Source organism: Rhodococcoides fascians A44A (genome assembly GCF_000760735.1).
Taxonomy (GTDB): domain Bacteria; phylum Actinomycetota; class Actinomycetes; order Mycobacteriales; family Mycobacteriaceae; genus Rhodococcoides; species Rhodococcoides fascians_E.
The window spans coordinates 343,812-355,004 of record NZ_JMEX01000005.1 but is presented as its reverse complement, the minus strand read 5'-3'; the positions used below and the strand labels follow the sequence as shown (position 1 = coordinate 355,004).

Here is an 11,193-nt window from a genome sequence, read left to right as displayed (position 1 = left end):
AGAGTGGAGATCTGATGTTCACTGGGATTGTCGAGGAACTCGGCGAGATCGTCGGCAAGGACGATCTGACCGATGCCGCCCGCTTCACGGTGAAGGGTCCGATCGTCACGTCGGATGCAGGGCACGGTGATTCGATCGCCGTGAACGGTGTGTGCCTGACGGTCGTCGACGTGCTGGCCGACGGCGCGTTCACGGCCGACGTGATGCAGGAGACGTTGAACCGGTCCAGCTTGCAGCGCTTGGAGGTGGGCAGCCGGGTCAATCTGGAACGTGCGGCAGCATTGAACAGCAGGCTGGGTGGTCACCTGGTTCAGGGTCATGTCGACGGCACCGGGACGGTGGTGAACCGATCTCCTTCGGAGAACTGGACGGTCGTCCGGATCGCAATGCCCACCTCGGTCGCGCGGTACGTCGTCGAGAAGGGCTCCATCACCGTCGACGGGGTGTCGCTGACGGTGTCGGCGCTCGGTCGCGACGACGGCGGCGGGCACTGGTTCGAGATCTCGCTCATTCCGACGACGCTCGACCTGACGACGCTGGGTAGTTCGGACGTCGGGACGCCGGTGAACCTCGAGGTCGACGTGATCGCCAAATACGTCGAACGGCTGCAGACCCTCGCCGCCGAGTAGGAATGCCGGAAAGTTACTGTTGACGAAGTATTCATGCCTGAATTCGTCTGGGGTGTGAACAAGACGTATGGAGCGTAGGACGTGACAAGGTTCGACAGTATCGAGCGCGCGGTTGCGGACATCGCCGCAGGTAAAGCTGTGGTCGTGGTCGACGACGAGGATCGCGAGAACGAGGGCGACCTCATCTTCGCGGCCGAGAAGGCGACGCCGGAACTCGTCGCGTTCATGGTGCGGTACACCTCGGGGTACCTCTGTGTACCGCTGTCCGGTGACGATTGCGACCGCCTGGGTCTTCCTCCCATGTACGCGACCAACCAGGACAAGCACGGCACGGCCTACACGGTGACGGTCGACGCCCGGGAGGGCATCGGGACCGGAATCTCGGCCTCGGACAGGGCTGCGACCATGCGGCTGCTGGCGGATCCGACGACGGGCGCGGGCGATTTCACCCGGCCGGGACACGTGGTTCCGCTTCGCGCGAAGGACGGCGGAGTCCTGCGTCGACCGGGTCACACCGAAGCGGCCGTCGACTTGGCACGAATGGCCGATCTGCGGCCTGCGGGAGTCATCTGCGAGATCGTCAGCCAGAAGGACGAAGGCTCGATGGCGCAGACCGACGAGTTGCGGGTCTTCGCGGACGACCACGACCTCGCACTCATCTCCATCGCCGATCTCATCGCGTGGCGCCGCAAGCACGAGAAGCACGTCGTGCGCGTCGCGGATGCTCGGATTCCCACCGCTCACGGCACTTTCCGCGCCGTCGGATACCAGAGCGTCTACGACGAGGTGGAGCACGTCGCCCTGGTGTGCGGAGATATCGCCGGACCGGACGGTGACGGCAGCGACGTCCTGGTCCGTGTGCACTCGGAGTGCCTGACCGGCGACGTCTTCGGTTCGCTGCGGTGTGACTGCGGTCCTCAGCTCGATGCTGCGCTCGACATGATCGCCACCGAGGGCCGAGGCGTCGTGCTGTACATGCGAGGGCACGAAGGCCGCGGTATCGGACTGTTGCACAAGTTGCAGGCGTACCAGCTGCAGGACGCAGGTTCGGACACCGTCGACGCAAACCTTCAGCTCGGACTTCCAGCCGATTCGCGGGACTACGGAATCGGTGCTCAGATTCTGGTGGATCTCGGCATCTCCTCGATGCGCCTGCTGACGAACAATCCAGCCAAGCGAGTCGGTCTCGACGGATACGGACTGCACGTCACCGAGCGCGTCCCGATGCCGCTGCGGGCGAACGCGGAGAACCTGACCTACCTACGCACCAAGCGCGACCGCATGGGCCACGACCTGGCCGGACTCGACGCATACGAGAAGGGGCAGCATTCATGAGCGGGGAAGGCGAACCACAACTACAACTCGAGGGTGCAGGTGATCTGAAGGTCGCCATCGTTGCCGGTCAGTGGCATCGCACCATCTCCGAGGCTCTGCTCGACGGCGCACGCAGGAAGGTCGAGGAAGCCGGTGTCACCGAGGTCACCGTCGTTCGAGTGGCGGGGGCGATCGAGCTTCCGGTCGTCGCGCAGACCTTGGCCCGTGACCACGACGCGGTGATTGCTCTCGGCGTGGTGATCAGAGGCGGAACACCGCATTTCGAGTACGTGTGCGACGCCGTCACGGCCGGTCTGACGCGGGTGTCGCTCGACGAGAGCACTCCCGTGACCAACGGAGTGTTGACGACGGACGACGAGCAGCAGGCTCTCGATCGGTCCGGGCTTCCCGGGTCGAAGGAGGACAAGGGCGGGCAGGCCGCTGCGGCGGCGATCGACACCGCGCTGACCCTGAAGCATCTGCGGCAACCGTGGACGAACCAGGAATTTCGATGACGGAGAACGCAGGCTGGGATCTCGAGGTCCGGTCCAAGAAGTCCGCGCGCTACGCGATTGCTGCCGCTGTTCTGCTGGTGGTGGCACACACCACCGTGGCGATCCTGCTGCGGATCTCGCCCACCGGGGTGTACTTCCGCACTGCCGATCAGCTGGCGTTGGCCGGCATCGGTGTGTTGTTGGCCGGTATCGCACTGTTGTTGACGCGCCCACGCGTGCGGGTCGGCAAGAAGGGCGTTGCGGTCAGGAACATCCTGTCCGAGCGTCTGATCGAATGGGACCTCGTTCGCGGTCTGTCCTTCCCCGACGGGGCGATGTGGGCGCGGGTGGACATCCCGGACGACGAGTTCATTCCGGTGATGGCCATCCAGTCGAACGATCGGGATCACGCGGTCGCCGCGGTCCGGTCCTTCCGCAGCCTGGAAGCGAAGTATGCGGGCTCGGACCGCTAGCTCGCCGAAGCCGGTCGGTGGCTGCGGCTAACCTGGACACCGTGTCCGACCCAGCTACATATCGCCCGGCAACCGGAACCATCCCGGTGGAGCCCGGCGTGTACAAATTTCGTGATCCTCACGGACGCGTGATCTACGTGGGCAAGGCCAAAAGCCTTCGAAGCCGCCTCAATTCGTACTTCGCGGACGTCGCGTCCCTGCACCCGCGCACTCGCCAGATGGTCACCACGGCGGCATCCGTCGAATGGACCGTGGTGACGACCGAGGTCGAGGCGCTGCAGCTCGAGTACAACTGGATCAAGGAGTTCGATCCTCGATTCAACGTTCGGTACCGCGACGACAAGAGCTACCCGATGCTTGCGGTCACGATGAACGAGGAGTATCCGCGTCTGTTCGTCTACCGCGGACCCAGGCGCAAGGGCGTCCGATACTTCGGTCCCTACGCACACGCGTGGGCAATTCGCGAGACTCTCGATCTGTTGTTGCGTGTGTTCCCGGCCCGTACCTGTTCGGCAGGAGTTCTCAAACGGCACAAGCAGATCGGTCGCCCGTGTCTGCTCGGCTACATCGACAAGTGTTCCGCGCCGTGCACCGGACGCGTGTCGGCCGACGAGCACCGACGCACCGTCGAGGACTTCTGTGACTTCCTGTCCGGCAAGACGGACAAGCTGGTTCGGCAGCTGGAGAAGAAGATGCAGGACGCGTCGGAGAATCTGGACTTCGAATCCGCTGCTCGACTCCGCGACGACGTGGGCGCCTTGAAGCGGGCACTGGAGAAGCAGGCTGTGGTGCTCGGTGACGGAACCGACGCCGACCTGGTGGCCTTCGCGACCGATCCGCTGGAGGCTGCGGTGCAGGTCTTCCACGTACGCGGCGGCCGAGTCCGCGGACAGCGCGGATGGGTCGTGGAGAAGGCGGGTGAGGTCATCGAGACGGTGGCCGACGATCAGTCCGACCTTCCGGCTCTGGTCGAGCAGTTCCTCACCCAGTTCTACGGCCAGGAAGCAGCGTTGTCCTCGCGCACTCCCGGCGTCGACGACGCGGGAGCCAACGCGGTCCCGAAGGAAGTGCTCGTCCCGGTCCTACCGGGCAACGCGGACGAGGTGCAGCAGTGGCTGAGCGAGCTGCGCGGATCGAACGTGCAGCTGAGGGTTCCGCAGCGAGGAGACAAGAAGGCGCTCGCGGAAACCGTCGAACGAAACGCGAAAGAAGCTCTGCAACAGCACAAGTTGAAGCGAGCCGGTGACTTCACATCGAGATCCGCCGCGCTGCAGGGTATTCAGGAGGCGCTGGATCTGGATTCCGCGCCGCTGCGCATCGAGTGCATCGATATCTCGCACGTTCAGGGCACCGATGTCGTCGCGTCGCTCGTCGTCTTCGAGGACGGGTTGCCGCGCAAGAGCGATTACCGGCACTACGCGATCAAGGAAGCCGCAGGAGACGGGCATTCCGACGACGTCGCGAGCATCGCCGAGGTCACCCGCCGACGATTCCTGCGCCACAGCTCCGATGCCTCGGGCAACGAATCCGGGGGCGACCTGTCGCCGGAGGCCGCGTTGGATCCGCAGACCGGGCGTCCGCGACGGTTCGCGTATCCGCCCAACCTGTTCGTCGTCGACGGCGGAGCACCGCAGGTCGCTGCCGCGTCCGAGGTACTCGACGAGTTGGGTGTGACCGACGTCGCAGTGGTCGGCCTCGCGAAGCGTCTGGAGGAAGTGTGGGTTCCCGGCGAATCCGATCCGGTGATCCTTCCTCGAACCAGCGAGTCGCTGTATCTGCTCCAGCGGGTTCGGGACGAAGCGCACCGGTTCGCCATCACGTTCCACCGCAGCAAGCGGTCCAGAAGGATGACCGCGTCGGCGCTCGATTCGGTGAAGGGTCTCGGCGAGACCAGACGGACGGCGCTGGTGACGCACTTCGGCTCCGTCGCGAAACTCAAACAGGCGACGGTGGAGGACATCGTCGAGGTCCCGGGAATCGGAGCCACCACCGCCAAGGCAGTCCTGGACGCACTGGGGGCAGGTGACGCCGACGCCGGCGTCACCGCGACGGGGGCAGCCGCAGGCGAAGGGTCGTCGGCCGAGGTCGAGGGCGATATGTCGGCATCGACGGCGCCGGTGGGGGAAGATCGGCAGGAGACGACTTCGACAGGGCAGGTTGTGACGTGAGCGAACCGGATGTTCGGCAGGAGGACGACGTTCACGAAGCGGACCCGGTTGGAGACGTGGACGCACGACCGGACGCGATTCCAGCCACCGCAGTTCGAGCGACCGCAGTTCATGCTATCGAGGTTGCGCTCGTGACCGGTCTGTCCGGTGCGGGTCTGCGCACGGCCGCGAAGGTGCTCGAGGACCTGGGGTGGTATGTGGCGGACAACCTGCCACCCGAGTTGATCTCGAAGATGATCGACGTGGCGCTCGCCTCGGAACCTCCGCTCGAACGCCTCGCACTGGTGATGGACGTCCGCAGCCGACTGTTCACCGGTGACCTCGGATGGGTCGTTCGTGAACTGAACTCGCGGGGCATACGGAACCGAGTCCTGTTCCTGGAGGCCGCGGATGCGGTGCTGATCCAACGGTTCGAATCCAACCGCCGAAGCCACCCACTACAGAACGACGGCCAGGACGGCACCCTGTCCGAGGGGATTCACGCCGAACGTGCCCGGCTCGCCGAGGTGAAATCCGTCGCGGACGTCGTCGTGGACACGACATCGCTGTCGGTGCATCAACTACGTCGCCGAGTGGAGGCGTCGTTCGGAGGAACCGACATCGCGGTGATCGGTGTGACCGTCCAGTCCTTCGGCTTCAAATACGGTCTGCCGATCGATTCCGATCTGGTGTGCGACGTGAGATTTCTGCCGAATCCGCACTGGGTTCCCGAGTTGCGAGAACATACTGGCAAAGAGCCTGCAGTGCGTGATTACGTCCTGGGTCAAGACGGTGCCCAGGACTACCTGCAGACCTTTCGGCACTTGTTGCACTTGACCGTCGACGGGTATCGCAGGGAGGGCAAGAGCTACATGACCGTCGCGGTCGGGTGTACGGGTGGCAAGCATCGAAGTGTGGCAATGACAGAAGCGCTGGCAGACATGCTGGCGCGAGAGAAAGACTTGTCGGTGCGGGTGCTGCACCGAGACGCGGGCCGCGAATGAGCGACATGAAAGTCGTCGCCCTCGGCGGTGGACACGGTCTGTACGCAACGCTCAGCGCGGCACGCAGGCTCGCATCGCACGTGACAGCAATCGTCACCGTCGCGGACGACGGTGGGTCCTCGGGCCGGCTCCGCGCGGAGCTCGGGATGGTCCCGCCGGGCGACCTCCGTATGGCGCTGGCAGCGCTGTCGTCGGAGGAACAACGCACGCGCATGTGGGCGGACGTCATGCAGCATCGGTTCGGTGGATCGGGTGCGCTCGCGGGCCATTCCGTCGGGAACCTGATCCTCGCGGGCCTGACGGAGGTTCTCGGTGACACGGTGCTCGCGTTGGACGAAGCAGCGCGCCTGCTCGGAATCGAGGGCCGCGTCGTGCCGATGGCACCGATCCCGCTGGACATCGAGGCCGACGTCTCTGGCTTGGAGGACGATCCAAGGGTGTCGCGCGTCATCCGCGGACAGGTCGCCGTCGCGACGACACCGGGCAAGGTCAGGCGCGTACGACTCCTACCGTCGGATCCGCCCGCGACGCCCGAAGCGGTTCGCGCCATCGACGAGGCCGATCTGGTCGTACTCGGACCGGGGTCGTGGTTCTCGAGTGTGATTCCCCACGTACTCGTCCCGGATCTGCTGGCCGCATTGGCACGGTCGTCCGCGGTCAAGGTGCTCGTACTCAATCTGGCACCGGAATTGGGGGAGACGACCGGATTCTCCGCCGAGCGGCACCTGCACGTACTGTCCCAGCACGCACCGGATTTCAGGGTCGACCACATCGTCGTCGACTCCGCGTTCGTCCCGGCCGGTGGCGAACGCGAGCATCTCGCCCGAGCGGCAGCACGGTTGGGAGCCGACGTCGTCTACGTGGACGTCGCGGAACCGGGCACCCACGCACATCATTTCGGAAAGTTGGCTGCGGCTCTCGGTAGCATCGTCTCCTCGCAGGAGAACGACGCGTCCGACGGGCCGCGCAGAGAGGGGATCACTTCGTGGCCATGACAGCTGAGGTGAAGGACGAGCTGAGCAGGCTCGCTGTCACCCAGGTGAGCTGCAGGAGGGCCGAAGTGTCGGCGCTGCTGCGTTTCGCCGGCGGGCTTCACATCGTTGCCGGACGAGTAGTCGTCGAGGCGGAAGTCGACCTCGGTTCGACAGCACGCCGACTGCGCCGCGAGATCCTGGACCTCTACGGGTACACGTCCGACGTCCACGTTCTCAGCGCCGGTGGTCTGAGGAAGAGCTCGCGGTACGTCGTCCGAGTGGCCAAGGACGGCGAGGCACTCGCCCGCCAGACCGGACTTCTCGACATGCGTGGACGTCCCGTCCGAGGGCTGCCCGCTCAGGTGGTCGGCGGCACGGTCGGTGACGCCGAAGCAGCGTGGCGCGGGGCGTTCCTGGCTCACGGTTCTCTGACGGAGCCGGGTAGGTCCTCGGCACTCGAGATCAGCTGCCCCGGTCCCGAGGCCGCACTGGCACTGGTCGGTGCAGCTCGCCGCCTCGGCGTCGTCGCCAAGGCACGGGAAGTGCGAGGCACCGACCGAGTCGTCGTGCGGGACGGAGAAGCCATCGGCGCGCTGCTCACACGCATGGGAGCGCAGGACACCAGGCTCGTCTGGGAAGAACGGCGCATGCGTCGTGAGGTGCGTGCCACCGCCAACCGGCTGGCCAACTTCGACGACGCCAACCTGCGCCGATCGGCGAGAGCCGCCGTGGCCGCGGCGGCGCGGGTCGAACGTGCGCTGCAGATTCTCGGCGAAGACGTGCCGGATCATCTGGCTGCGGCCGGGTCGCTGCGCGTCCAGCATCGACAGGCATCGCTCGAAGAACTCGGCCAACTCGCGGACCCACCGATGACCAAGGATGCGGTCGCCGGACGTATCCGCAGGTTGCTGTCCATGGCGGATCGAAAGGCGAAGGACACCGGCATTCCGGACACCGAGTCCGCCGTCACCGCCGAGTTGCTCGACGAGGCCTGAGGCACCGGCGAGAGCCGACGACGCGACTGCTCGGATAACTGCAGGTGGAGGGTGATGCGCGCGCGAATGCAGTGCGCACACTAGGGTGGAAAACGCACGTAGGGACTTGCCCCATGCGCGAAATACGACAATCGGTTCAACAACTTAGGAGCGAACAGTGACGATCCGGGTAGGCGTGAACGGCTTCGGCCGCATCGGACGTAACTTCTTCAGGGCAGTCGATGCGCAGAAAGCTCTGGGCACCACCGACATCGAGATCGTGGCTGTCAACGACCTCACCGACAACGCATCCCTGGCGCACCTGTTGAAGTACGACTCGATCCTGGGCCGTCTGCCGCACGACGTCAGCCTCGAAGGCGACGACACCATCGTCGTCGGCGATCAGAAGATCAAGGCGTTGTCGCTGCGCGAGGGACCGTCGGCTCTCCCGTGGGGTGACCTGGGCGTCGACGTCGTAGTTGAGTCCACGGGTATCTTCACCGACGCCTCGAAGGCCAAGGGCCACCTCGACGCAGGCGCCAAGAAGGTCATCATCTCCGCACCTGCCAAGGGTGAGGACATCACGATCGTCATGGGCGTCAACGACGACAAGTACGACGGCAGCCAGAACATCATCTCCAACGCGTCGTGCACCACCAACTGCCTCGGCCCCATTGCCAAGGTCCTCGACGACGAGTTCGGCATCGTCAAGGGGCTCATGACCACGGTGCACGCGTACACGCAGGACCAGAACCTGCAGGACGGCCCGCACAGCGACCTGCGTCGCGCACGCGCAGCGGCCCTCAACGTCGTCCCCACCGGCACCGGCGCGGCAAAGGCCATCGGCCTGGTGCTCCCGCAGCTTCTCGGCAAGCTCGACGGATACGCACTGCGGGTGCCGATCCCGACCGGCTCGGTCACCGACCTCACGGCGAACCTGAAGAAGTCGGCATCCGTCGACGAGATCAACGCCGCCATGAAGGCAGCAGCGGAAGGCCCGCTGAAGGGCATCCTGAAGTACAGCACCGACCCGATCGTGTCCTCGGACATCGTCACCGACCCGCACTCGTCGATCTTCGACGCACCGCTGACCAAGGTCATCGACGACCAGGTCAAGATCGTGTCCTGGTACGACAACGAGTGGGGCTACTCCAACCGCCTGGCCGACCTCATCGGTCTCGTCGGAAAGTCCCTCTGATCACATGGCAGTCAAGACTCTGCAGGACCTGATCGACGCCGGCGTGTCGGGTCGCCCGGTTCTGGTGCGCTCGGACTTCAACGTGCCGATCGAGAACGGTGTCATCACCGATCCCGGTCGCATCGTCGCATCGCTTCCGACGTTGAACGCACTGCTCGACGCCGGTGCGAAGCTCATCGTCACCGCGCACCTCGGCCGGCCGGACGGCAAGCCCGAGGCGAAGTACTCGCTCGCGCCGGTGGCGTCGAAGCTCGGGGAACTGCTCGGTCGCCACGTTCAGTTGGCGGGCGACGTCGTCGGCCAGGATGCTCAGGCTCGTGCCGAGGGGCTGACCGACGGCGACGTACTGCTGCTGGAGAACATCCGGTTCGATCCGCGTGAGACCAGCAAGGACGAGGCCGAGCGTGCTCAGCTGGCAGCCGAGTTGGTCGCGCTCACCGACGGTGAGGGTGCTTTCGTGTCCGACGGCTTCGGCGTCGTGCACCGCAAGCAGGCTTCGGTGTACGACGTGGCGAAGCTGCTTCCGTCGTACGCAGGTGGTCTGGTGGCCACCGAGGTCGACGTGCTGGCCAAGTTGACGGAGGATCCGGCACGCCCGTACGCGGTCGTGCTCGGCGGGTCGAAGGTCTCGGACAAGTTGGGTGTCATCGAGGCGCTCGCACCCAAGGTCGACACTTTGGTCATCGGCGGCGGCATGGCGTTCACTTTCCTTGCCGCACAGGGCTACTCGGTCGGTTCTTCGCTTCTGCAGGAAGACCAGATCGACGTCTGCAAGGACCTGCTCGAGCGGTTCGGCGACGTCATCCACCTGCCGGTCGACATCGTCGTGGGTGACTCGTTCTCGAAGGACGCCGAAGCCAAGACCGTTGCCGCATCCGAGATCCCGGACGGTTGGATGGGACTGGACATCGGGCCGGAGTCCGTCAGCCGATTCACCGTCGTGCTCGCGAACGCGAAGACGATCTTCTGGAACGGCCCGGCCGGTGTCTTCGAGTTCGAGAAGTTCTCCGCAGGAACGCGGGGCATCGCCGAGGCAATCGTCGGTGCCACCGAGAAGGGCGCGTTCAGCGTCGTCGGCGGCGGGGACTCCGCAGCCGCCGTCCGTGCACTGGGACTGTCCGACGACGGCTTCTCGCACATCTCGACCGGAGGCGGTGCATCTCTCGAATACCTCGAGGGCAAGCAGCTTCCCGGCATCGCAGCGCTGGAGGGATGAACCATGGCACGTAAGCCGCTCATCGCAGGCAACTGGAAAATGAATCTGAACCACCTCGAGGCGATCTCGCTGGTGCAGAAGATCGCGTTCTCGCTGCCCGCGAAGTACTTCGACAAGGTGGACGTGACGGTCATTCCGCCGTTCACGGACATCCGCAGTGTGCAGACGCTCATCGAGGGCGACAAGCTCCTGCTCACCTACGGCGCGCAGGACGTCTCCGCACAGGAGTCCGGCGCATACACCGGTGAGATCAGTGGGTCGATGCTCGCGAAGCTCGGTTGCACGTTCGCTGTCGTCGGGCACTCCGAGCGTCGAACCCTGCACAGCGAGGACGACGCCGCGGTCGCAGCCAAGACCAAGGCTGCACTGAAGCACGGACTCACACCGATCGTGTGCATCGGTGAGGGCCTCAACATCCGTGAGGCTGGCGAGCACGTCTCGTACAACATCACGCAGCTTCGTGGTTCGCTGGCCGGGTTGTCGGCCGAGGACATCGCGAAGGTCGTGGTCGCCTACGAGCCGGTGTGGGCGATCGGCACCGGTCGAGTGGCCAGTGCCGCGGACGCGCAGGAAGTGTGCTCGGCAATCCGCGAGGAGCTGAAGACGCTCGCCTCCGCAGAGGTGGCGGCGGGCGTGCGGGTCCTCTACGGCGGCTCCGTCAACGCGAAGAACGTGGGCGAGATCGTCGGCCAGCCCGACGTCGACGGTGCGCTCGTCGGTGGAGCCTCCCTCAAGGCGGACGAGTTCGCCACATTGTCGGCAATCGCCGC

Annotated in this window: 11 protein-coding genes; all 11 read left to right on the top strand. The window is 65.3% G+C overall.

Features of this window, described 5'->3' with window-relative positions; all coding sequences use genetic code 11:
• The first annotated feature begins 14 nt into the window (after positions 1-14).
• On the top strand, positions 15-629 hold the full coding sequence (locus tag BH95_RS05440; RefSeq protein ID WP_037163099.1) for a riboflavin synthase: 615 nt from the start codon (positions 15-17) through the stop codon (positions 627-629).
• An 81-nt stretch (positions 630-710) separates the two neighbouring features.
• The gene (locus BH95_RS05435; RefSeq protein WP_037181321.1) at positions 711-1,964 is read left to right on the top strand and encodes a bifunctional 3,4-dihydroxy-2-butanone-4-phosphate synthase/GTP cyclohydrolase II; all 1,254 of its coding nucleotides are present in this window, start codon (positions 711-713) and stop codon (positions 1,962-1,964) included.
• Positions 1,961-2,458, top strand: a complete 498-nt coding sequence (ribH, locus tag BH95_RS05430; RefSeq protein WP_019666366.1) for a 6,7-dimethyl-8-ribityllumazine synthase — start codon at positions 1,961-1,963, stop codon at positions 2,456-2,458. Before BH95_RS05435 ends, ribH begins: the two co-directional genes overlap by 4 nt.
• Entirely contained in the window at positions 2,455-2,910 is a 456-nt protein-coding gene (locus BH95_RS05425; protein ID WP_019666365.1) for a PH domain-containing protein, read from the top strand. Before ribH ends, BH95_RS05425 begins: the two co-directional genes overlap by 4 nt.
• 41 nt (positions 2,911-2,951) lie before the next feature.
• Entirely contained in the window at positions 2,952-5,078 is a 2,127-nt protein-coding gene (gene uvrC, locus BH95_RS05420) for an excinuclease ABC subunit UvrC (RefSeq protein ID WP_080733959.1), read from the top strand.
• Positions 5,079-5,134: 56 nt separating this feature from the next.
• Positions 5,135-6,061 (top strand): RNase adapter RapZ, encoded by a 927-nt coding sequence (rapZ, locus tag BH95_RS05415; protein ID WP_371828079.1) that lies wholly within the window; start codon positions 5,135-5,137, stop codon positions 6,059-6,061.
• A complete protein-coding gene (locus tag BH95_RS05410; RefSeq protein WP_019666362.1) occupies positions 6,058-7,056 on the top strand; it encodes a gluconeogenesis factor YvcK family protein in 999 nt (332 codons plus the stop codon). Before rapZ ends, BH95_RS05410 begins: the two co-directional genes overlap by 4 nt.
• A complete protein-coding gene (gene whiA / locus BH95_RS05405; RefSeq protein ID WP_019666361.1) occupies positions 7,047-8,030 on the top strand; it encodes a DNA-binding protein WhiA in 984 nt (327 codons plus the stop codon). Before BH95_RS05410 ends, whiA begins: the two co-directional genes overlap by 10 nt.
• 157 nt (positions 8,031-8,187) lie before the next feature.
• The gene (gene gap, locus BH95_RS05400) at positions 8,188-9,207 is read left to right on the top strand and encodes a type I glyceraldehyde-3-phosphate dehydrogenase (RefSeq protein ID WP_019666360.1); all 1,020 of its coding nucleotides are present in this window, start codon (positions 8,188-8,190) and stop codon (positions 9,205-9,207) included.
• Positions 9,208-9,211: 4 nt separating this feature from the next.
• Positions 9,212-10,423 carry a phosphoglycerate kinase gene (locus tag BH95_RS05395; protein ID WP_019666359.1) on the top strand — a complete coding sequence of 404 codons (1,212 nt, stop codon included), beginning with the start codon at positions 9,212-9,214 and terminating at the stop codon, positions 10,421-10,423.
• A gap of 3 nt (positions 10,424-10,426) precedes the next feature.
• Positions 10,427-11,193 (top strand): triose-phosphate isomerase (tpiA, locus tag BH95_RS05390; protein WP_037181903.1); only part of this gene is annotated, 767 nt, incomplete at its 3' end.